The sequence below is a fragment of the Neobacillus sp. K501 genome (assembly GCF_053749995.1).
Genome location: NZ_JBSLYA010000001.1, coordinates 781932 through 803826 on the forward strand (window position 1 = coordinate 781932; position 21895 = coordinate 803826).

The 21895-nt window shown below is 37.4% G+C and carries 22 protein-coding genes and 1 riboswitch; of the genes, 9 read left to right on the forward strand and 13 right to left on the reverse strand.

The genetic code is table 11. The features are described from left to right. Positions 1 to 2 precede the first annotated feature (2 nt). The 7 genes from ACWM35_RS03875 (at position 3) to ACWM35_RS03905 (ending at position 6288) form a co-directional block, all read left to right on the forward strand. On the forward strand, positions 3 to 1112 hold the full coding sequence (locus ACWM35_RS03875; protein WP_454815651.1) for a YheC/YheD family endospore coat-associated protein: 1110 nt from the start codon (positions 3 to 5) through the stop codon (positions 1110 to 1112). After that, positions 1090 to 2454 (forward strand): YheC/YheD family endospore coat-associated protein, encoded by a 1365-nt coding sequence (locus ACWM35_RS03880; RefSeq protein WP_454815653.1) that lies wholly within the window; start codon positions 1090 to 1092, stop codon positions 2452 to 2454. Before ACWM35_RS03875 ends, ACWM35_RS03880 begins: the two co-directional genes overlap by 23 nt. Beyond that, on the forward strand, positions 2451 to 3512 hold the full coding sequence (locus ACWM35_RS03885) for a YheC/YheD family endospore coat-associated protein (RefSeq protein ID WP_454815655.1): 1062 nt from the start codon (positions 2451 to 2453) through the stop codon (positions 3510 to 3512). Before ACWM35_RS03880 ends, ACWM35_RS03885 begins: the two co-directional genes overlap by 4 nt. Positions 3513 to 3585: 73 nt before the next feature. Beyond that, on the forward strand, positions 3586 to 3795 hold the full coding sequence (locus ACWM35_RS03890; RefSeq protein ID WP_454815657.1) for a YheE family protein: 210 nt from the start codon (positions 3586 to 3588) through the stop codon (positions 3793 to 3795). Between the two features lie 60 nt (positions 3796 to 3855). Next, a complete protein-coding gene (locus ACWM35_RS03895; RefSeq protein ID WP_454815659.1) occupies positions 3856 to 4047 on the forward strand; it encodes a hypothetical protein in 192 nt (63 codons plus the stop codon). Between the two features lie 86 nt (positions 4048 to 4133). Next, complete coding sequence (locus tag ACWM35_RS03900) at positions 4134 to 5036, forward strand: PucR family transcriptional regulator (protein WP_454815661.1); 903 nt, start codon at positions 4134 to 4136, stop codon at positions 5034 to 5036. A gap of 142 nt (positions 5037 to 5178) precedes the next feature. Then, positions 5179 to 6288: an ABC transporter ATP-binding protein gene (locus ACWM35_RS03905; RefSeq protein ID WP_454815663.1), complete on the forward strand. Its 1110-nt coding sequence runs from the start codon at positions 5179 to 5181 to the stop codon at positions 6286 to 6288. A gap of 43 nt (positions 6289 to 6331) precedes the next feature. On the opposite strand, the gene ACWM35_RS03910 is transcribed toward ACWM35_RS03905, so the two are convergent. Next, entirely contained in the window at positions 6332 to 6502 is a 171-nt protein-coding gene (locus ACWM35_RS03910) for a hypothetical protein (RefSeq protein WP_454815665.1), read from the reverse strand. 396 nt (positions 6503 to 6898) lie between these two features. Between ACWM35_RS03910 and ACWM35_RS03915 the strand changes: the two genes are divergently transcribed. Next, positions 6899 to 7102 carry a small, acid-soluble spore protein, alpha/beta type gene (locus tag ACWM35_RS03915; protein ID WP_454815667.1) on the forward strand — a complete coding sequence of 68 codons (204 nt, stop codon included), beginning with the start codon at positions 6899 to 6901 and terminating at the stop codon, positions 7100 to 7102. Positions 7103 to 7177: 75 nt separating this feature from the next. Here ACWM35_RS03915 and fumC read toward each other — a convergent pair whose 3' ends face one another. The 12 genes from fumC to thiT all read right to left on the reverse strand — a co-directional run bounded on the left by fumC (position 7178) and on the right by thiT (position 20188). Next, on the reverse strand, positions 7178 to 8557 hold the full coding sequence (gene fumC / locus ACWM35_RS03920; RefSeq protein WP_454815669.1) for a class II fumarate hydratase: 1380 nt from the start codon (positions 8555 to 8557) through the stop codon (positions 7178 to 7180). Between the two features lie 309 nt (positions 8558 to 8866). Continuing rightward, positions 8867 to 10882, reverse strand: coding sequence for an ABC transporter ATP-binding protein (locus ACWM35_RS03925; RefSeq protein ID WP_454815671.1), 2016 nt, complete (start codon positions 10880 to 10882; stop codon positions 8867 to 8869). Further along, the gene (locus ACWM35_RS03930; RefSeq protein ID WP_454815673.1) at positions 10879 to 12636 is read right to left on the reverse strand and encodes an ABC transporter ATP-binding protein; all 1758 of its coding nucleotides are present in this window, start codon (positions 12634 to 12636) and stop codon (positions 10879 to 10881) included. Before ACWM35_RS03930 ends, ACWM35_RS03925 begins: the two co-directional genes overlap by 4 nt. A 517-nt stretch (positions 12637 to 13153) precedes the next feature. After that, positions 13154 to 13354, reverse strand: coding sequence for a sigma-Y antisigma factor component (locus tag ACWM35_RS03935; protein WP_454815675.1), 201 nt, complete (start codon positions 13352 to 13354; stop codon positions 13154 to 13156). Then, positions 13351 to 13695, reverse strand: coding sequence for a YxlC family protein (locus ACWM35_RS03940; RefSeq protein WP_454815677.1), 345 nt, complete (start codon positions 13693 to 13695; stop codon positions 13351 to 13353). The genes ACWM35_RS03935 and ACWM35_RS03940 overlap by 4 nt, the downstream gene beginning before the upstream one ends. Next, on the reverse strand, positions 13652 to 14206 hold the full coding sequence (gene sigY, locus ACWM35_RS03945) for an RNA polymerase sigma factor SigY (protein ID WP_454815679.1): 555 nt from the start codon (positions 14204 to 14206) through the stop codon (positions 13652 to 13654). Before sigY ends, ACWM35_RS03940 begins: the two co-directional genes overlap by 44 nt. A 153-nt stretch (positions 14207 to 14359) precedes the next feature. Continuing rightward, positions 14360 to 16405, reverse strand: coding sequence for a transglycosylase domain-containing protein (locus ACWM35_RS03950; protein ID WP_454815681.1), 2046 nt, complete (start codon positions 16403 to 16405; stop codon positions 14360 to 14362). Between the two features lie 110 nt (positions 16406 to 16515). Next, a complete protein-coding gene (locus tag ACWM35_RS03955; RefSeq protein ID WP_454815683.1) occupies positions 16516 to 16974 on the reverse strand; it encodes a helix-turn-helix transcriptional regulator in 459 nt (152 codons plus the stop codon). Between the two features lie 102 nt (positions 16975 to 17076). Beyond that, positions 17077 to 17226 (reverse strand): FeoB-associated Cys-rich membrane protein, encoded by a 150-nt coding sequence (locus ACWM35_RS03960; protein WP_454815684.1) that lies wholly within the window; start codon positions 17224 to 17226, stop codon positions 17077 to 17079. A 21-nt stretch (positions 17227 to 17247) separates the two neighbouring features. After that, positions 17248 to 19254, reverse strand: a complete 2007-nt coding sequence (gene feoB, locus ACWM35_RS03965; RefSeq protein ID WP_454815686.1) for a ferrous iron transport protein B — start codon at positions 19252 to 19254, stop codon at positions 17248 to 17250. After that, positions 19254 to 19475: a FeoA family protein gene (locus ACWM35_RS03970; RefSeq protein ID WP_454815688.1), complete on the reverse strand. Its 222-nt coding sequence runs from the start codon at positions 19473 to 19475 to the stop codon at positions 19254 to 19256. Before ACWM35_RS03970 ends, feoB begins: the two co-directional genes overlap by 1 nt. A 137-nt stretch (positions 19476 to 19612) precedes the next feature. Beyond that, complete coding sequence (gene thiT / locus ACWM35_RS03975; protein WP_454815690.1) at positions 19613 to 20188, reverse strand: energy-coupled thiamine transporter ThiT; 576 nt, start codon at positions 20186 to 20188, stop codon at positions 19613 to 19615. 66 nt (positions 20189 to 20254) lie between these two features. After that, positions 20255 to 20361, reverse strand: a riboswitch (TPP riboswitch). A 190-nt stretch (positions 20362 to 20551) separates the two neighbouring features. Here thiT and ACWM35_RS03980 point away from each other — a divergent pair. Then, positions 20552 to 21691 (forward strand): histidine kinase N-terminal domain-containing protein, encoded by a 1140-nt coding sequence (locus ACWM35_RS03980; RefSeq protein WP_454815692.1) that lies wholly within the window; start codon positions 20552 to 20554, stop codon positions 21689 to 21691. Positions 21692 to 21895 lie beyond the last annotated feature (204 nt).

Consider the following 21895-nt stretch of genomic DNA (forward strand, 5'->3'; position numbering starts at 1 on the left):
GATTGAATGCACTAGGTATTATGACATTGAGCTTGGATAGTGAAGCATCCTATATGGATGAAATCGCCAGCCGCACCCATTCCTTCAATACTGAATGCTATCGCTTCCTGCCATCGAGTATTAATCCTCTAACGCTTAATGTCCAGGGGATGAGGTTTGATTCAAAATTACAGCAATGGGTGAATGGTGAATTTCCCATTCCTTCACTTATTTATGATCGATGTTTTTATGGGGATGATGAACACTCCAAGCAATGCAAGCCAATCGTTTCCTGGCTAAAAAACAGAGAGGATATTACCTTTTTAGGCTATGGCTTACCAAATAAACTAGAATTATTTCATATTCTAAAAAAAACACCCTTATCCCCTTATTTACCACCATCACAATCCATCAATGAACTTAATATTGTTTTAAATGAATTAAACAGCAATAAAAGGTTGATTATTAAACCCATTAGCGGCGCTCAAGGATATGGAATTTATTATATAAAGAAGAACGATAGAAATTACCATGTCAAAACAGAAAAAAACAGAAAAATCATTTCACGTATTTTTCCAAATGAAGCAAAACTGACTCAGTGGCTGCAGCCTCTCATTAGACAGCGCTCCTATCTGCTTCAGCCCTATCTTGAACTAACAAACTCTGAGCAAAGACCTTTCGATATTAGAATTCTCCTGCAAAAGAACGAGCATGGTGAATGGGTTGAACGGGGGAAAGGGGTTCGCAGCGGGACTTCGGGTGGAATTCTGTCCAATTTAAATGCTGGCGGGACGGTTACAGATTTCAGCTCATGGTCCTCCGCTCTATCCAAAACACAAAAAGAATATATTTGCGCTGAATTAGACTTTATCACCACAAATATACCAAATTGGCTCGAAGGAGAATTATTACCACTATTTGAACTTGGCATCGATATTGGCGTCGCAAAAAACGGGGCCCTTTGGATCCTTGATGTTAATTCAAAACCTGGAAGAAAAGTATTATTAAGAACACAGCCTGACCTAAAAGAAGCCCTGTACCTTGCCCCTCTTCTTTATGGGAAATACCTATCTCTATCTAAGATAGGATTGAGTGAAAGGAAGAGATCCCATGAGAACACGTTATATTATTAAAATTGTCGAGGGCACTAAACCTGTTGTTTTTTGTCCCCCTGAGCTTCTCAAGAATAAGTTAATCCATAAAATTGCCTTTGGCTCTAAAACAATGGATGTACAATTTTTGTCACATGATAAGAATAACCATTACATCATCATCAATAACTACATTCAAGATACCCTAAAATTTCCAAACTTTGATATATCCCTTCACACCTTTATTGATGGGCAAATTCTTAATATCGGACCATTGATTGGTATCTTCACAGCTGGCTTTACTCCATTTCCCTTCCGGCCAATCGGTGACCGTACCGGCTTTTTTTCAAAGCTACTTTCTGTAAAAAAAACAGTAGGGGCCCTGCCCTTTGTATTTGGAGAACAGCATATTGATTGGGAAAAAGGAACGATGAAGGGCTATTTTTATCATGATAATGACTGGAAAACCCTGGAGGTACCATTCCCAAACGTGATTTATGATCGCCTTCCTAACCGTAAAACTGAAAGAAATCCAAGTTTATTAAAAGTGAGGGATCGCCTGCAAAAAGAATATTTAATTCCTTGGTACAATCCCGGTTTTTTTAATAAGCTTGATATTTATGAAAGATTACAGCAAGACTCTTCAGCATCTATTTACCTCCCAGAAACACATTCGTTTACATCTTTCTCCTCCATTGAAAAGATGCTTGGACAATTCGGTCATGTTTATTTAAAACCGATCAATGGGAGCCTGGGGTTAGGGGTACACCAAATTATTTATGATAAACTCGAAGACCATTATTATTGCCGCTACCAAGACTATGAAGGCAACAATCGACTACAAAAATTCACATCGCTTGAAGGGTTATTTCAGAAAGTATTCTCTAAACGAAATCTTAACAGAATGCTTGTACAACAAGGTATTAACCTGCTAAGACAAAACACGCGTCCGATTGATTTTCGCGTTCATACCAATAAAGATGATGAAGGAAATTGGCAGGTTACCGCTATTGCGGCAAAAATAGCTGGGCCTGGAAGTGTTACCACTCATTCCAGAAGCGGTGGAGAGATCAAAACCATTCATGAGATTTTTCCGCTTGATCAGGCTGAGATATATAGGGAAAAACTTTCGAAAGCCGCACTCCTTCTAAGCGAAAGTATTGCAAAAAGTATGGAAGGCATTATTGGTGAAATAGGTTTTGATTTAGGTATTGATCGCCATGGTGATGTCTGGCTCTTTGAAGCCAATTCTAAACCCGGCAGGTCCATATTCAATCATCCGGAATTAAAAGAATTTGATTTACTGACACGGAAGCTATCGATTGCCTTTGCTGTATTTCTGGCTGAGCAAGCCATCCTTCATCCTGAGGAAATCATCAAATGAAGAGTAAACACTGGTTTCATGAAAATGGCCCGACGATTGGAATCTTAACCGCACGGAATAAAAATGGTTTCATTACAGGAAATGCTCCCCTTTTTATTCATTTACAAAAAAAGCTTATTTCTCAAAAGGGAATAAGCTTTGTCTTTACCTTAGACGGAGTGAATGAGGATTATGTTGATGGGTACACCTACAATCCAGAAATAAACATATGGGAAGGAATAAAGGCTCCTTTTCCTGACCTTGTGTATAATCGGATTCCCTTTCGCAGAACGGAACAAGACCCACAATACCAGCAGTTCTTAGACACATTGGGTGAGAAAAACGTCCCATATTTTAATCCTTGTTTTGTTGATAAATTTGAGCTTTATTCGCTTTTCAAAGACCATCATCTCCTGCACTCTTATCTGCCAAAAACCATTCTTGCTAATCAAAAACGAGTGCTTGCTTCCTTTATTAGAGAATATAAAAGTATATATTTAAAGCCCTCCCAAGCAGCGCGGGGAACGGGTATATTCAGATTAGAAATAGATCAGCATATGGCTATCCACCTAGAAGGAATATTACAGCAGCAAACGTATCTTTCCTTTCAACACTTTTGGCGTGAATGGGAAACCGAGCTGATTGAAAAAGACTATTTAGCACAGGAAGAAATACAGTCCAGCAAGTATGATGGAAGCCGCTTTGATTTTAGAATTTTAGCACATGCCGATCATGATCGCTATACGGTAACGGGAGTTGGAATTAGACAATCACAAGAACAGGGAATAACAACTCATATCCCCAGAGGAGGGAAGCTATTACCTTATCCACTTATTCAAACGGAAGAACATGACCGATTCATTCAACAAATTGTCGATCCCATCGGTAAAGAAATTTCGAAGCGTTATGGCTTTTTTGGGGAATTTTCAATTGATGCTGGCGTTAGTCAAACCGGACGCTACTATATTTACGAAGTAAACTCAAAGCCGATGAGCTTTGATGAGGCCGAAATAGAAGAAAGAAGAGTTACCCGGCTCTGTAAGCTTTTTCTCCAGCTTTGCAGCCAATTCAAAGACTAGAAATTTTACTGGATTGTTTATCAAGATTCTCGTAAGCTAGAGGTAAACACCTAGCAAAGAGGAGATGGATAGGATGCTGATGCACTTTCAATTTAAGCCATTATTTGAAAATAAAAATATTCCTGGCTGGGATTTTTCCTTCTACTACAAAAAACAGCGCTATGCAGGAATTTATCATCAAACTGGAAAGATTGAATGGACTGCAGATACTCCCGAACAAGAAGATATTGATGCATTGACAAGTCAAATTCACGAGTTAATGCTTTATCATGTTTATGATTAACAGCCTTTTGAATGAAAAAACCCCCTTTCGACAAACTAAATAATGAAAGGGATGATTATCATGAAAGCAAAAAAAGGAGCCCAAGTAAAAGAAGATTTATTTTATGAGGGAAAAGATAAGGTTTATCTAGATATCGACAGAATGATTAACGAAGGAATGTCCGGCGGTTCGGTGCATGCACGCAATGACACAACGAATATTGAACAGGCACGGGACTTAATCGAAGAAGAACCACCCTATACTAATAACTAAGCTGGTCACATTGCGTGTCCAGCTTTTTATATTATTTTTAGAAAAGTGATATAATTAATATCATAAAAAAACAGAGGTAGTTAAAATTGCTAAATAAAATATTGGCATTATATGATCATTCGGTTTTGTATACAGAGCTTCCCCTACATCCTTCTGGTGATATTTATCTATTTTTTGACGATGTTGAAAATGTTTGGGTTGGCATTCCTAAATCAGAGATATCGGAAAAAGAACTGGCACTGCTTAAAACCCTTTATGACCTGGTAGAGGATTCTTCACCGCCCGTCAATGAGTCAGCTAGAAAGTGGTATGACTTTTTATTATTAAATGGTTCACCTCCAAGTATTCGATCTGGATCTTCCTTCCGATTCATTCAATTCCACAAATATGGCGGAGATGCAGAACAAATTGAAATAGAGTCTGCACTTAGGGGCTTTTTTTCAGATGATGTTATAATCCTCTGGGAAAATAAAAATAATGGAATCATCATTGAGGAAAGAGCTCAGAATTCTTTAACAGAAAATGAAATCACATCTATTTCTGATACGCTGGAAAGTGATTTATATGTAAGAGTCTCATTTTATATCGGTAAACAATATCCTTTCTCAGAACAATTAGGGAGACATTTTCAACAAGAACGCGAGTACTTTTCTTATGCTGCGAAACATCTGCCAAGCTCAAATGTTATTTCATTTGAAAGAGTGTTTCCAGCGTTTGCAGCCAGCCACCTTCCGCTTGAGGTAAAAAATCTTGTTAAAAAGGATCTTTTAGAAGTCTTTGAGGATGACATAGAGTTATATGCAACCATAAAGGTATTCCTCGAAAATAATATGAATGCCAGCATGACTGCGAAAAAATTATATATTCATCGGAATACTTTGCAATATCGAATCGATAAATTTGTTGAAAAAACTGGAATTCCATTAAAGGACTTTTATGGGGCATTTACAGTCTTTTTAGCCTGTCTTCTTTTTGAGCAAGACCGTTAGAAAAGCAAAAGGATTTCGCCAAGATTCTAAGGTTAAACAAGATGCACAAAACTTCTCCTTCAATATTTGTGCACAGTGTCCATACTGATTGTAAACCTTTTCATGTAAACTAAAGCTAACAAAATCATGGAGGGGTTTCAAAATGGCTGAATTAAAATTAGATCATATTTATAAAATCTATGATAATAAAGTAACAGCAGTTAAAGATTTCAATCTTCACATTCAGGATAAAGAATTTATCGTCTTTGTTGGACCATCTGGCTGTGGTAAATCAACAACATTACGGATGATTGCCGGACTTGAAGAAATTTCAAAAGGTGACTTTTTCATTGACGGAAAAAGGGTAAACGATGTCGCTCCAAAAGACCGCGATATCGCAATGGTTTTCCAAAACTATGCCTTATATCCTCATATGACTGTATATGACAATATGGCATTCGGATTAAAGCTTCGTAAATTTCCAAAGGATGAAATAGATCGCCGCGTGAATGAAGCAGCGAAAATCCTAGGCTTAGAATCCTACCTAAAAAGAAAGCCAAAGGCTTTATCAGGGGGTCAGCGTCAACGTGTTGCCTTAGGACGTGCTATCGTTCGTGATGCTAAGGTATTCTTAATGGACGAGCCTTTATCAAACCTTGATGCTAAGCTTCGTGTGCAAATGCGTGCTGAAATCGCTAAATTGCACCGCAGACTAGATACCACAACCATCTATGTTACCCATGACCAAACCGAAGCGATGACAATGGCCACAAGATTGGTGGTAATGAAAGATGGTATTATTCAGCAGGTCGGTTCTCCTAAAGAAGTGTATGAAAAGCCTGAAAATGTATTTGTCGGCGGTTTTATCGGCTCACCTGCAATGAACTTCTTTAATGGGAAACTTGAAGATGGTAAATTTGTAATCGGCGATACTTATATTGTGGTTCCTGAAGGAAAAATGAAAGTTCTTCGTGAACAAGGTTATATTGGTAAATCCATTATCCTAGGAACACGTCCAGAGGATATTCACGATGAGCCTGTTTTCATTGAAGCATCTGCCGGCACGAAGATTTCTGCAAAAGTGGATGTTGCAGAATTAACAGGGGCAGAGCTAATGGTTTATTCAAGCATCGGTGGTCAAGATTTTGTAGCCCGTCTTGATTCAAGAGCTGACATTCACCCTGGAGATACGATTGATTTGGCATTTGATTTAAATAAAGGTCATTTCTTTGATGCTGAAACAGAATCACGAATTCGCCAAACAAATGAATAATCATTTTACTAAGGCCCCGTTTTTTTACGGGACCTTTTTTATTCTATTCTTTTACAAATATGATCTCGTCTTTTTGGCAGGAGAGGCATGTGTAGAGATGCGGGCATTTATGTCCTGAGTTTGTATCAGGGTATCCGTCTTCCATTTTCATCAAATCAATTTCCATATAGGGGCTGTAATCGTCATAGTAATCCATCAGCCGCCCGCTTTCCATCATAGTACCTCCACAAGTTGTACATATTAAATGTAGCTCACGCAAGCCATTACATATTGGACATATCGACATAGCGCTAGTCATCCTTTTAGTTGTTTTTATAGTAATAGTTTGCGTTACAATGTCTCCACTATGTAATGGAATAACTTACCATATAACCACTTGAATAGGCTTTTAGTTTTTAAACATAATAAAGATTACAAAGCAACAATTAACCGATGGGTTACACCAATGAAAGGGTCGTTTGAGCCGGTGCAAGTCCGGCTAACCCAGCCAAATTCTCAAATTTAGAAATCCTAAATAATGGGTTAGGCCAAGGTGGCAATGGTTTATTTTAACCATCATGGTTCAATACCATACTGACCCCAAAACTATTAAGAGGAGTGTTATTCAACTATGGCTAGTAACAACAACTCTAATCAACTTTTAGTACCTGGCGTTCAACAAGCACTTGATCAAATGAAGTTTGAAATTGCAACAGAGTTTGGTGTAAATCTTGGCGCTGATACTACTTCTCGTGCTAACGGTTCAGTCGGTGGAGAAATTACAAAACGTTTAGTTCAAATGGCTGAGCAACAACTTGGCGGTTTCGGGCGCTAATATTTTGAAAACAGTAACGAAAAAATAAATAAACTGGCTTTGGCCCCTTCCATTCGGGAGGGGCCTTCATTTTGTTTATACCATTTTTTCAGGGTTAATCCACTCATCAAATTGCTCTGCTGTAACATAGCCTGTTTTCATGGCAGCTTCTTTTAACGTACTATTATCTTTAAACGCTAGTTTCGCAATTTCTGCGGATTTTTCATAGCCAATGTATGGGTTAAGAGCTGTTACAAGCATTAAGGAGTGGGTTAAATGCTGTTTGATGATGGCTTCATTTGCCTCGATACCGATCGCGCACTTTTCATTAAAAGAATGAATGCTATCCGTTAGCAAGGTTATCGATTGAATCAAATTATATATTATCACTGGTTTAAACACATTTAGTTCAAAATTCCCCTGACTCGCCGCAAATCCAATAGTGGCATCGTTCCCAAACACCTGACAAACAACCATTGTTAACGCTTCACTTTGAGTAGGATTCACTTTCCCTGGCATGATTGAACTCCCTGGTTCATTGGCTGGAATTGTTAGTTCCCCAATACCACTTCTTGGACCGCTTGCCAGCCAGCGGACATCATTAGCAATTTTCATTAAATCGGCAGCCAGCGCTTTAAGTGAACCATGAAGAAAGACGATTTCATCATGACTTGTTAATGAATGAAATTTATTGATTGAAGCTTGAAATGGAAATCCGCTAAAGGTTGCCAATTGTTCAGCAGTCAGTTTTCCGAAATCAGGATGGGCGTTAATTCCCGTTCCAACTGCCGTCCCGCCAATTGCTAGATCTAGTAAATAGTTGCTTGCGGCATGAACCATTCTCTCATTCTTCTCTAACATATACCTCCAACCGCTGATCTCCTGACCGAGTGTCAATGGGGTAGCATCCTGGAGATGGGTTCTGCCGATTTTAACCACATTCATAAATATGTTTTCCTTATTTAAAAGGGTTGTTTTCAATTCTTTTATCGCCGGCAGTAACTTTTCCACCGTTATAATGTACGCTGCGATATGCATGGCCGTTGGAAATGTGTCATTGGAACTTTGTGACATGTTCACATCATCATTGGGATGAACCCTTTCGGAATTACCTTGACTTTGTAAATAATCATTCGCCCGATTGGCAATCACTTCATTTACATTCATATTTGTTTGCGTCCCACTGCCAGTTTGCCATACAGCAAGTGGAAAATGCTGATCATATTCTCCATGGAGAATTTGGTCACATACAGAAAGTATTGCCTTCTTTTTGTGCTCTGTTAATTTTCCTAACCGATGGTTCACTACTGCTGCAGCTTTTTTAATTAAGGCTAATGCATAAATAACTTCTAAAGGCATTTTTTCCATTCCAATATTAAAGTTCTCTCGACTGCGCTGTGTTTGAGCCCCCCAATATTTATCAATCGGCACATGAACCTCTCCAATTGTGTCTTTCTCAACTCGAAATTTCTCCATTGATAGCCCTCCTCTGTTATTCATTCTTTGATACTAATTATATATATTCCCAATTAAAACAAAAAACTGCAGACATGATGTCTGCAGCTTAGTGTTTTACAACCATATAGCCGATATAATAGGAAAGAATTAAGAAACTTCCTATAACGAGTACTACTGAATACTCTGTCATATCCATCCCACCCTTATGATAATGAAGATGCTTAAACACATCTAAATTATCATAATTAAACGAGTTAGCCTGTGATAAAAATAACAGTATTCACTCAAAAGTATGAATACTTTGTGAACATTTTTTGAAATAAATCTTTACCCAGCTAAGGTTTGATTTCCTTTTTGCAGCTCATACATCTGATGATACTTCCCCTTTAGACTCATCAGTTCATCATGGGTGCCTCGTTCAACGATTTCCCCACGGTCTAACACAAGGATTTGGTCAGCGTTGCGGATCGTCGAAAGTCGATGGGCAATAATGAAGGTCGTTCTTCCTTTTTTCAAGACATCCATCGCTTCTTGAATAAGCGCTTCTATTTCAGTATCAATACTGGATGTTGCCTCATCGAGAATGAGGATTGCAGGATTAAAGGCAAGTGCCCTCGCAAACGAAATGAGTTGGCGCTGACCGCTTGAAAGTGTACTTCCCTTTTCAATTACCGGTTCGTCATACCCATTATCAAGGTTTTTGAAGACCTTTTCTGCTCCAACTGCCTTTAATGCTTTCTCCACAGTTTCTCTTGAAATTCCCGGGTCATTTAGACTAACGTTAGAGGAAATCGTTCCGGTAAACAAATAAGGATCCTGTAATACAATCCCCATATGATTTCGTATTGTTTGCCTAGGGATACTGGCGATATCTTTCCCATCAATGATGATTTTTCCTTTTTGACAATCATAAAAGCGAAAGAGCAGATTCATAATCGAACTTTTTCCAGAGCCGGTGTGACCTACTAAGGCAACAGTCTGACCTTGACTAGCTTCGAAGTCAATATTTTTAAGAACATACTCATTTTCTTTATAACCAAATGAAACCTGTTCAAATTTCACATTTCCTTGAAATCTAGGGATTCTTTCTTCACTTACCTTTTCTCCATGTTCATCCATTAACTTAAATACTCTTTCACCGGCAACGAGCGCCTGCTCTAAATTGGCTAACTGATTGACAATACCTTGAACTGGTTGAAACAGCCGATTAATATAATCAACAAACGCATATAAAACCCCCAGGGAAATGACAGCAGTCGGATTGAGTGATAACCCGCCAAAATACCAGATAAACGCTACAAACACCAAATTCCTTAATATCCCTACGAGATTATGTGACGTTAAAGAATTTAAGCTCAAAAGCTTATTTTGATAAGTAAAATGCTCTCCATTCAACTTTTCAAAATCCTTCTCAGTCTCCTTCTCTCTTCTAAAAGCTTGAATGATACTCATGCCCCCAATGGACTCATTAATCATTGCATTAATATCACTTATTCTTGATCGAATGACATGATTGTATTTGGAAGCGTATTTTCGGTAAATAATCATCCACACATAAAGAATAGGCAGCAACAATAAACAGATGGCCGCTAGCTTTACATTCAATAAAAATAACGCAACATAAATACCGGTAATATAAATAGCGCTAGTAAAAAATGTAGCTAGTACAGTAACATACAATTCACGGATAGCCTCTGTATCATTCGTAATCCTTGCTACTACTTTTCCTGCCGGAAGGTTATCAAAATACTGGATTGGAAGCTTTTGAATATGCCCAAAGATATCTTCACGCATTTTTTGGATAATACGATTGGCTGATTTCTGCAATAAAAATCGCTGCCCATATTGAGTGATCGCTGAAATCACTAATAATCCAAAATAAATCGCTAACAATTGAATGATCCCCGGAACTTCTAGCTGATAAAATTGTTTTAACTCAGACGCAGATAGAGCCTTCGCCTTATATTCAGCCGTCTCAGCTCCCTTTTGAACGGTTAAAACTCCCTCTTCATAACTTCTCTTTCCATCAAATTTTAGATTTTCTTCAAGCAATACAAACTTTGCTCCTGCTTGCAAAACCAAAATGGTTTCTCCTCTTTTTTCATCGTTGGAAAAATTCTTATCCCTTTTATAATATTTACCATCATACTCCGCTGAATTTTTCTTGCTATTTGTTTCATACCACGATGATTCAATTCCAAGTATATGGTTATCAATAATATTTTTAGCAATAAATGGGCCAGCTAAGTCAGTGACAACAGAAATCGTTAACATGAATAAAGCTGCGAGAATAATCTTTTTATAGACTAAAGCATATTCAACTAATCTTCTTCCGGTATTCATGTTGCCACCTCCTCTTCTATTTTGTTTTCAACTTGTTGGCGGATAAATTGTTCTTTATACCAGCCATCCTGTGAAAGCAACTGTTCATGAGTTCCCTCTTCAACAATTCTGCCATCCTCAAAAACGATAATATGATCGGCATGTTCAACGGCAGACATACGATGGGTTGAAATAATCGTTGTTTTGTTACTTCTAACATTACGGATATTCTCAATAATTCTTTTTTCTGTTTTTGCATCCACTGCCGATAAAGAATCGTCTAGTATTAGTATTTCCGGATTTTTTATTAGCGCACGAGCAATCGAAATTCTTTGTTTCTGCCCCCCTGACAGAGCCACTCCTTTTTCGCCAACAAGTGTCGACAAGCCTTGAGGAAGCATTTGTAAGTCCTTATCGAAAGCGGCCATTTTTATTGCCTCGTCTAATTCCAGATCAGTCGCTTCCTTATTTCCAAATAAGATATTTTCTTTTACACTTCTTGAAAAAAGCACATGATCTTGAGGAACATAACCCATCCATTTACGGACTTGGTCCGGCGCCTGCTTATCAAGTGGGACATTCGAGAGGGAGAGTTCTCCTGACCCAAGCGGATATTGTCTTAATAATTGTTTAATAAAGGTGGTTTTACCACTCCCTGTCTTACCTACTATTCCAAGCGTCTGTCCCTGCAGCAATTGAACATTAATATTTAATAAATTATCCACTTTTGAAGACGGATATCGGAATGTTACTTCTCTATAATCGATTCTGTCAGCAGAATCGACTTTCACCGGAACCAAAGGATTTTCTACAACCTCCTGAAAGGCAAGTGTTTCATTTACGCGATCAAGCGAGGCATTTCCCCTCTGCATAATATTGATCAATTCACCAATAGCAAACATCGGCCAGATTAGCATCCCAAGATAAACATTAAACGAAACCAGATCACCCAAGGTGATGGCCTGGTTAAATACGAGGAAAGCTCCATAACCAAGTCCAATAATATAGCTTATACCTACCAGCACTTTGATGGTCGGGTCAAATAAGGAATCGATTCTGGCAACCTTAATATTTTTGTGATAAACATCCTCTGTTAACTGATGAAACCTACTTGCATCAGCCTCTTCCTGTACGTAAGCACGAATGACTCTAACACCCGCAACAGACTCAAGCACACGGTCATTTAGTTCGCCAAATGCATCCTGTGCTTCGGTGAAACGAGTGTGAATTCGCTTCCCATAAACCTGCATAATGTAAGCCATAATTGGCAGAGGAAGAATGGCTGCTAGCGTCAACTTCCAGCTAATTAGAACCCCCATTGTAATAATTAGCGTCAGCATCCAGACACTTGAATCAACCAACGTCAATATCCCAAAACCAGCGGTAATGGAAATGGCTTTTAAATCATTGGTTGCCCGTGCCATTAAGTCACCTGTTCTATTTTTCTCATAGAACGTTGGAGACATCGCCAGCAAATGCTTCATAAACTTTGATCGTAATTTCCTCTCCACAAGAAATGCGCCACCGAATAATCCATACATCCATACATAGGTGATTCCGTAAGACAGCAGCATAATGAGAAATAAATATCCTAAATAACTGATTATTTTACCTTCACTCATAATTCCATTATGAATATCATCGATGGCCCCCCCAATAAGCTTGGGCGGAATGACATCTAAAATCCCCACTAATATTAACAACGTTATGGAAACCGCGTATCTTTTCCAATTTTCTTTAAAAAACCAATTCAACTTTTTTAACACCGAAAACATATGTTATCCTCCTTCATATCTTGATGAACTAACCACTCTCTATCTCCTCCAATTTGTGTGCCAGCCTAACTTCCATAATCCTTTTCATCCTTAATTCCTCCTTTAGTAATAAAAAAATAAAAAGACATACCACAACAATTGTGCAGTATGCCCTATACCCAAAAATAGAGATAAAGAAAACTTGCCGACTGGCGAGCCGTTAGGCGACGACAGAGGCTTAGTTGCCCTTATGCGTAATAGGTAAGTATAAATTTGGAAAAATTTATACTTACCTATTAGCCAAAAAAACACAGGTTGCGTTTATCATTCACACGCAGCCTGTGAGGTTAATCAACAGTAATTAAATGGACTAAAAAGAAACCTTTTTAGGATAGGCTACACACATATATTTAGTTTCGAATTGAGTTTTATTCAAAACAATCATTTGTAACCCTCCTTTTCCTTTTTTTACATCCTTTGTTAGATTATCACCAGATTATTTAAATGTCAATTCCCATTTTTCAGAATAGTATATTACCTATTTGTACTCCCTGCGGAAAATTTTTCGTACAAAAATTAAATAAAATAGCGTTGGCATTGGTGCTTGAATTAAACCTACAATCCCCCATAACCAATAGTTATGATTTCGCTTCCTCGCATCGAGAAATAAATAGATGCTTTGCGTTAATAAAATTGCAGCTACAAGAATGAGTAACGTAGGCGATAAATCTCCATTCATCCGTTTTCCACCTTCTTACGAAAACCTGAAATGGTATAAAGTGCTATAAAAGCTGTGGATGTAATTTGCAGAAAAATGAAGATGACTGGTATTTGATACAGGGATATGAGCAAAGCGCTTATAATACATAAAGCAATGATGATAAAGATCGTTAAATCTTTGAATAGTTTCTTTCTTGTTTTCTGCTGCTCTGCTAAAACCATTTGTTCAAACCATTGAAGATCTGGAGTGTAGACAGGGGATTGATCAACTTGATTTAACCCTTCTTGTAGTTTGTGAATAGTCTCCAAGTCTTGTTTATTTTGTTCGGTTTCGAGGATGATGACTTTCTGTTTCTTCACTTATACCCAGCTCCCTTCTAACTGACTTTATTCCATTATGAACCCTCGATTTAACGGTTCCAGCTGACACATTCAACCATTCCCCTATTTCATCATAGGAGTAACCATAATAATGCTTTAATACGATTGGCACACGGATTGCTTCTGGCAGCTTGCCAAGTGCTTCCAAAGTATCATTCCATTCCTCATTTCTGCTTTCAAAATGCCATTTTAGCTTTCGAAATACTTCTTCCTGGCCTTTCCAATTTCTTTCTCGCTTTTGCTTTCTGCACTGGTCAATGTATGTATTGGTGGCAATGGAAATCAACCATGTAGAAAACTTACTCTGTCCATTGTACAGCTGAATCTTTTGAATACATTTTGCCATTGTTTCTTGAGCTAGTTCTTCTGCTGTATCGGGATTCATTGTAATTTTCATTAAGTATTTCACAAGAAAAGGATAATTTTCTTTGAACAACATGGCAAACGCAAGATGGTCTCCTTCTTTTGCACTTTTTATCAACGGATCCATACTTCCTGCCCTCTCTTTCCCCCATCAATCCTTTTTTCTCTCTTTTTATGTTTAAGACGAAATAAATGAGAAAATCGTTCATTCCCTTTTAAAATTTTTTCGGATCTAGCCAAATAATAACACAAAAGGCACGGAATCCCCGTGCCTTTCGTGTTAATGGCCGATTTTTGCTCCTATGTTTTTCCACTTCTTTTCCCATTTTTCTTTTTGTTTTCTCCACCTTCTCTCCCACTTATTTTCCCCTTGGTCAAACGGTTCCCCAAGATTCTTTTTCAACTGCTCCTTTTCATCAAATTCACTTTCTTTCATTATTTGATAAATATGAGCCACATGGAAGCTTTCCGTTTCGGTATTGTTTAACACCTCACTCATAATCTCTCGAAAAATGACGGCTGCCCCTCCGCTGCTAGTGGTTGTTAAATAATGGTCTTTGTCTGTTTTATCGTAGCCCACCCATATTGCCCCTACTAAATGTGGGGTATAGCCCACAAACCACTGATCCTTTACCCCGGTAATACCCTCAATTGGAACTTGAGTTGAACCTGTTTTGCCGGCAATTTCCCTTCCAGGAACTTTAGCATTTTTCCCCGTCCCGTGGTCTACAACGCCAAGAAGCATCGTTGTGATCTTTTCTGCTACTGTTTTTGATAACACTTTCTCTTGTTTATCTTCCCACTTGGCAACAATATTTCCTTCCGAATCAAGGATTTTTTTAATCACATGTGCTTTTGTACGGATTCCTTTGTTTGGAAAGACAGAATAGGCCTCAGCCATTTCTAAAGGAGAAACTCCTCTTTCTAGTCCACCAAGGGCAAGCGATAAATTGCGGTCTCCTTTTTCTAACGGAATACCAAAGCGTTCAATGGAGGCTAATCCCTTTTCAATCCCAATTTCATTTAATAACCAAACAGCCGAAATATTTTTTGATTCCAAAACTGCTTTAAACATCGGTACTTCGCCTTCATACTGATGATTATGATTACTAGGTTCATATTCCCCAAAACTCATTGGTTCATCCTTTAGCATATCTGTTATTTTCCAACCTGCTTCTAATGCGGGGGTGTAAACCACAAGCGGTTTAATCGTTGACCCAGGCTGGGCTTTCAAATGGGATGCACGATTATAGCCCCTAAAAGTATGTTCACCTCTCCCCCCCACTATCGCACGAATTCCGCCCGAATGCGGATCTACTAAGACACCTCCACTCTGAACCAATTGATCAGTATCAGAAGGAAAGAATCTATCATTTTCATAGATTTTTTCCATTGAGGCCTGCATGCCAGAATCGAGCTCTGTAAATATTTGATAGCCGCCTGTCAGCAATCCATCTTGAGATAATCCATAGACATTAATCGCTTCCTCAAAGACTTGGTCAACATAATAAGGATATTTCCCCCTAAATGGATCACCGTCAATATCATTCAATACAACCTCTTCATTTAAAGCGAGTCTATATTCCTCTGTCGAAATGTATCCTAACTTCTTCATTTGGGCTAAAACAATGTTTCGCCGTTCTCTCGCTTTTTCTAGATTTCTAAATGGATTTAAGGCAGACGGTGCTTTGATTAAACCTGCTAGCAGTGCCGATTCACTATTGGAGAGCTCACTCACTTCCTTTGCAAAATAATGGCGGGCTGCTTGCTTAATTCCCCAAGCCCCATCCCCAAAATATATTTGATTTAAATACATTTGGAGAATTTCCGGTTTTGAGTATTCTCTTTCAATTTTCATCGCTAAAAATAGTTCATCTATTTTTCTTTTCAAGGTCTTTTGGGATGATAATAACGTATTTTTTGTTAATTGCTGTGTAATGGTACTCCCACCTTCAACCATTCCACGTGCTTTTATATCTCGAATGAGAGCTCTCGTGATTCCGATAAAATCAACACCATGATGTTGATAGAAACGGTGATCCTCAATAGAGATAACAGCATCTTTCAAGACTTTCGGTACTTCTTGAATCGGGATACCTTCATTTTTATTGGCTGATACTTTACTTGCTATCTCCCCATTCAAATCATAAAAGACGGTCGCCTGGGGGAGCTCATTTTTAAGAGAAGAAATATCAGCTTCAGATGAATATGCACGTATAATTCCTAAAAAGCCTAACACAAATAGAGACAATGACAATATCATCACTTGAGTCATATGCCATCGTTTCCAAGTCGTAAAAATATGATTAACTCCTACTTTTTTCATACATCCTCCTAAGAAATAAACAAAATGATAAAGGTATCATTTTCTTTTTCCCAAAAAAGGCAAAATTTACTCCAAAAAAAGCGATCGAGTTTCCTCGACCGCTCTTGTTTCTATTTTTGATTTGTTGCTAATTCCTTAAAACGCAATTTTGATAGCTTTTCATCGAAACTGCTAAATATTCGGTAACGTTTCTCATCTAAAATCCGAAAATGCTTACTAAGTATATTCTGCTGCAGGATAAAACCATTTTTTCTTGAAAGCTCTTTCCACCAAATTCGACCACCGAAGGTTTTCATTCTGCGATAATCAATGCCTTCGCGGGCAACCGTTTCCAACACTTCAAGTGGTTCATTGCCAAACAGATATTGTACGGTCTCCGTTTCTCTAAACAAGGCGCAAATGGAAACGACAGTAGACCAGCCCGCAAGAACCCTGCCTTTCTCAACTTGAACAAGGGTTTTCTTTGACACACCAATGATTTCAGCCATTTTATCCTGAGTATAGCCGGCTTCTGTGCGTATTAAGCGCAACTTTTCGGAAACTTGTCTAATAATTTCTTCCCTATTCATGAAAAACCCTTCCTTCATAAACCTACTAAGTGTAATTTTACACAAAATTATCTTGTTTTTAAAGTAAAAACTGCTACCTCTATCGATAGCAGTTTTGAAGGATTATTTAGCTTGGCTATCACAATTGCTTGAACAAGTTTTTTCAAGTGCACAAGCAGCACATTTACCTTTTTTAGATTTATTAATAAATTTTATTAATGCATATGTCGCATAACCAAATATTGCTGTACCTAGAATGATATTGGTTAGCATATATTTGCACCTCTCCTCTATTTAAATCATACCAAACAGCCTGCCACCTTGATAAATGAGTAACGATAAAACATAAGCAATGACAAGAGCATAAATCATTGAAAATGCTGTCCATTTCTTTGAATTCGTTTCCTTATAGATGGTTGCAGCGGTTGCTAAACATGGAATATACAACAGGATGAATACCATAAAGCTATAGGCTGCAAGCGGTGTATAAAAGTCAGCTAGCAATCCTTGTAAGCTTGCATTTTCGGGTACAAAATAAATGATATTCATTGTCGAAATAATCGCTTCTTTCGCTAAGAACCCTGTTATTAACGAAGCAGATGCCTGCCAAGTTCCAAAGCCGATTGGTTCCAACAACGGTGCAAATAAATTTCCAATTGCCGCAAGGAAACTATCATCCATTTCCACATTAATTCCTTTTGGTCCTGTATAGGATAACAGCCAAATGAATACGGAACCAGCAAATATAAACGTCCCTGCTTTTTTCACAAACCCTTTCCCTTTATCCCATGTACTTCTCCAAAGTGATTGAAATTGCGGCACCCGATAAGGCGGAAGTTCAATAACGAAAAGGGAAGTTTCCGATTTTAATAGCGATTTAGAGAAGATTTTTGCCAATACTAAGGCCACTACAATACCAAGTACATACAAACTAAGAACAATCAGTGCCTTTTGACCAACAAAAAATGCCCCGACAAATAATGCATAAACAGGTAATCGGGCAGAGCATGACATCATTGGCGTTAATAGAATGGTCAATAGTCTCTCCCGTGGTGTTTCGATCGTTCTAGCAGCCATGATTCCTGGAACATTACAGCCAAATCCAATCATCATCGGAATAAATGCTTTCCCGTTTAAACCGACAGATTCCATAATTCGATCCATTACAAGTGCAACACGAGCCATGTATCCTGAATCCTCTAATAATGAAATAAAAAAGAATAGTATAAAGATTTGCGGAACAAAAACAAGAACACCGCCGACTCCCGCAATTAGCCCCTCTATCACAAGAGCACGAATAAATTCTGAAGCATTAATTATAGTTAAGAAGCTTTCAACGCCTGTTGTTATCGGTCCAGTTAAAAAACCATCAAGTATATCTGATAAGGGGGTCCCTAGCCAGTCAAAAGTCAGCATAAACATGAAGTACATACAAAACAAGAAAATCGGCATCCCTAAATAACGATTCGTTACAACCCCATCAATTTTAACGGTTAAAGGGACGACCGCATCACTTTTTAGAACCGAATGAGAAAGAATGTTTTCAATCACTTCTTTTCTCTTTAGATAAATGTAATGGGAAAGTGTTTTAACATTTGGATTCTTGCTGGTGATCTTGGATTCTAGTCCAGAAATCATTGCTGCTAACAAACTGGGATCAAGCAAATTTGAAAGGTAATTTTTTACGTACTCATTTCCTTCAAACCATTGCATTGCAAGCCATCTAACTGAGTGATTCGATCTTCCTGCTAACTGTTTTGTTAGATTACCAATTGCTTCTTCAATTTCTTCCCCATAATCAATATGTTTATGTATCATTGATTGATTAGAACTAGTTGATATCACTTCGATTAATCTGTCACAGCCTTTGCCACTTCTTGCAATAACCGGGACAATGGGTACTCCCAAAATCTGCGAAAGCTTGTCAATATCAATTTGGATTCCACGTTTATTTGCAACGTCCATCATATTAAGCCCTATTAAAGCAGGTTTCTCAAATTCTAAAAGCTGAAGGGTTAAATGTAAATTTCGTTCTAATTGAGAAGCATCTAGAATATTTAACAAGCGATCGACTGATTCCTCTAAAAAGAAGTTCGTAACAATCCCTTCATCCTTTGATAGGGGGTTAAGCGAATAGACACCAGGCAAATCAATTAATTTACCGATATTTTTCTTAAAAACCCCCACTTTTTTCTCAACGGTTACACCGCTCCAGTTGCCAACATATTCATATGATCCTGTGAGATTATTAAACAATGAAGTTTTTCCGGTATTTGGGTTACCAATAAGAGCGATTTCCATTACATTCTCTCCACTTCTATCAGCCGTGCTTCATTGCGGCGAAGGCCTACACATTGTCCACTTGATTCAATTACGACTGGACCTCCGAACGGCATATAACATTTAACACAAACTTCGGAGCCCTCCGTAATCCCTAAATCTAATAACCTTCTTTGAACTAAGCGGCCCACTTTTGAAATATTAACAATTCTTCCTCGATCCCCAACCTTAAATGAAAACATCTTGATCACCCTTATATATATATAATTGAGAATGATTATCTTTATCTACAAAACAATTTTACCATTATCAATCCTTGGAAATTGTGACAAAAAAATGAAAATAAAAAGGAAAGGTATTTCTCCTCTCCTTTAAACACTTATATCATTTTTTTCGGTGCAGCACTGATAATCAAAATAAGAATGATCGCACTAATAATAAAGCTTGGCAGCATATAGGTCCCATTATAGATCAATGAATAAATAGCAACAGGCTGACCTTCTGGGGCATATTCGCCGAAGAAAACAATCCCTGAATAAACATGGGCAAAATAACGAAGAATGCTTCCTAAAAATGTACCAAATATAACAAATGTTATCCATTGACGTTTATTATCTTCATTAAGAGATTTTTTTACCTGTTTCGTAAAAATACCTGCTAAACCAACTACAGTAAAGGCGACTCCATAATCAACTAACCCTTGTACAATCGTGTAAATTTGTGAGAATCCAAGAATAAATTGTAGTAACCCAAGTAAAAATCCAGTTAACAAACCACCCTTTATTCCCCACCGGTACGCCATTAGGAATATAGGCACCATTGCAAACGAAATTGAACCGCCTTGTGGCCAAATTTTAAAATTTAACAGTGCTGAAACAAAATCTAATAAATAGGCGAGTGCTGAAAAAACGGCTATTTCTACTAAAAATAATGTGTTGCTGTTCTTCTGTTTCATTAATGTTTCCCCCTTTTTTCCACAAAAAAAGCAATGCAAGACGTAGAGATGTCTGCATTGCTTAATATATCTGGCAAACCACATCCCTACGCTAGCTTTAACTAACAGGTTCATAGGGTCAGAACTCAAACATTCACTCTCAGCCGCATATTGCAGCTCCCCTTGTGGAAATATTCAACTGATTTCAATAACGAATATACTATTGTTTTTATACTTTTACAAGGAAAAGTTAAAGCATGTTATAATAAAGATACAATGGAGTCAAAATTAGTAGAATGTTCCTACTTTTTGTAAAAGGTTTTTTCGTCAATTATCGCGAATTATTTTTTTATCAGTGGTCAAATCCATAGGAGGAAAACTGTAATGTTATCTGGAGTAAAATCAGAGTTAATTGCTTTTTTTCATAATAACAAAGAAAATCTGGTCCGTGATTGGGAGAATTCTATTATTATAGCAAATAACGATCCATATAAAGATAAAATTCGTGAAAATGGGATTGCATTATTTGATGTAGTTCTTGATTTGCCTAATAAGACAGATTCAGAGCTTCTGGATCTTATTCAAAAGCTTGCGTTTGAAATATCGGAAGAAAGAGTAATCGCCGATATTAACATTGGAGATTTTGTTTATAATGTAAATCTCGGCAGGACTGTGTTATATAGTTATTTATATAAATCTGGCTTGGATTGGCCAGATTTACAAGAGACAATGAATCGAATTAATTTCTGTTTTGATAAATTCCTCTATTATGCAGTTACTCATTATACAGCTGCAAAAAACAAAATTATTGAAGAAAAAACGATGGTAATCGATTCTACACATCAAGACCGCTTAACACTTCTTGGCCAAATGACATCAAGTTTCATCCATGAATTTAGAAATCCGCTCACTTCGATTCAGGGATTTATCCAGCTTTTAAAGGCTGATTATCCAAATATGAAATATTTGGAGATTATTTCTAGTGAGTTGGATCAGCTTAACTTCCGCATCTCTCAATTTCTACTATTATCGAAGAAAGAGCTCATTGGTAAAGAAAAAGAGCATTTTAATCAAAATAAATTAATTGATGAGGTTTTAAATTTCTTATACCCAAGTATTTTAGACGGTAAAGTGAAAATAAATAATAATCTCCATGAGGATATCACCCTGTTTGGATATGCTGACGAAATTAGACAGGTTTTTATTAATATTATTTTTAATGCAATCGATGAACTTAATCATCATCGTAACCCCAATCCTACCATTGACATTAGGAGTACTTTAGAAAACAATTCATATGTTAGTGTATATATTTCTAATAATGGTCCAATGATTCCTACAGAACTAAGTAAAACCATTTTCGAGCCATTTTTCACCACTAAAAAATTGGGAACTGGCTTAGGCTTGTTTGTATGTAAAGAAATTATTGAAAAGCATAAAGGTGAATTAACCTGTGACTCAACTCCTGACCTAACTACTTTTACCATAAAGTTACCAATCGCATCCATAAAAATAAAGGATTAAATCCCTCTTCCCAAACTTTTCTTAAGGGTTGGGATTTTCATGTTTAATTTTCGGAAAATTAAGTTTTCATTCATACAACCAAGCCTATTTTCATAAAATGTTGATACCAATAACCTGAGGAAACTAGAACGTTTGACTGTACAGTTTAATTTCTATATAATAATTGGTAATTATTTTTCTAATAATCTTTCCGGACTAGATTAG

What these genes read in the sequence shown, in the direction of transcription:
- ACWM35_RS03880 (WP_454815653.1), top strand. Translation starts at nt 1,090, where the DNA reads ATGAGAACACGTTATATTATTAAAATTGTCGAGGGCACTAAACCTGTT.
- ACWM35_RS03885 (WP_454815655.1), top strand. Translation starts at nt 2,451, where the DNA reads ATGAAGAGTAAACACTGGTTTCATGAAAATGGCCCGACGATTGGAATC.
- ACWM35_RS03890 (WP_454815657.1), top strand. Translation starts at nt 3,586, where the DNA reads ATGCTGATGCACTTTCAATTTAAGCCATTATTTGAAAATAAAAATATT.
- ACWM35_RS03895 (WP_454815659.1), top strand. Translation starts at nt 3,856, where the DNA reads ATGAAAGCAAAAAAAGGAGCCCAAGTAAAAGAAGATTTATTTTATGAG.
- ACWM35_RS03905 (WP_454815663.1), top strand. Translation starts at nt 5,179, where the DNA reads ATGGCTGAATTAAAATTAGATCATATTTATAAAATCTATGATAATAAA.
- ACWM35_RS03910 (WP_454815665.1), bottom strand. Translation starts at nt 6,502, where the DNA reads ATGGAAAGCGGGCGGCTGATGGATTACTATGACGATTACAGCCCCTAT.
- ACWM35_RS03915 (WP_454815667.1), top strand. Translation starts at nt 6,899, where the DNA reads ATGGCTAGTAACAACAACTCTAATCAACTTTTAGTACCTGGCGTTCAA.
- fumC (WP_454815669.1), bottom strand. Translation starts at nt 8,557, where the DNA reads ATGGAGAAATTTCGAGTTGAGAAAGACACAATTGGAGAGGTTCATGTG.
- ACWM35_RS03925 (WP_454815671.1), bottom strand. Translation starts at nt 10,882, where the DNA reads ATGAATACCGGAAGAAGATTAGTTGAATATGCTTTAGTCTATAAAAAG.
- ACWM35_RS03930 (WP_454815673.1), bottom strand. Translation starts at nt 12,636, where the DNA reads ATGTTTTCGGTGTTAAAAAAGTTGAATTGGTTTTTTAAAGAAAATTGG.
- ACWM35_RS03935 (WP_454815675.1), bottom strand. Translation starts at nt 13,354, where the DNA reads ATGAATGGAGATTTATCGCCTACGTTACTCATTCTTGTAGCTGCAATT.
- sigY (WP_454815679.1), bottom strand. Translation starts at nt 14,206, where the DNA reads ATGGATCCGTTGATAAAAAGTGCAAAAGAAGGAGACCATCTTGCGTTT.
- ACWM35_RS03950 (WP_454815681.1), bottom strand. Translation starts at nt 16,405, where the DNA reads ATGAAAAAAGTAGGAGTTAATCATATTTTTACGACTTGGAAACGATGG.
- ACWM35_RS03955 (WP_454815683.1), bottom strand. Translation starts at nt 16,974, where the DNA reads ATGAATAGGGAAGAAATTATTAGACAAGTTTCCGAAAAGTTGCGCTTA.
- ACWM35_RS03960 (WP_454815684.1), bottom strand. Translation starts at nt 17,226, where the DNA reads ATGCTAACCAATATCATTCTAGGTACAGCAATATTTGGTTATGCGACA.
- feoB (WP_454815686.1), bottom strand. Translation starts at nt 19,254, where the DNA reads ATGGAAATCGCTCTTATTGGTAACCCAAATACCGGAAAAACTTCATTG.
- ACWM35_RS03970 (WP_454815688.1), bottom strand. Translation starts at nt 19,475, where the DNA reads ATGTTTTCATTTAAGGTTGGGGATCGAGGAAGAATTGTTAATATTTCA.
- thiT (WP_454815690.1), bottom strand. Translation starts at nt 20,188, where the DNA reads ATGAAACAGAAGAACAGCAACACATTATTTTTAGTAGAAATAGCCGTT.
- ACWM35_RS03980 (WP_454815692.1), top strand. Translation starts at nt 20,552, where the DNA reads ATGTTATCTGGAGTAAAATCAGAGTTAATTGCTTTTTTTCATAATAAC.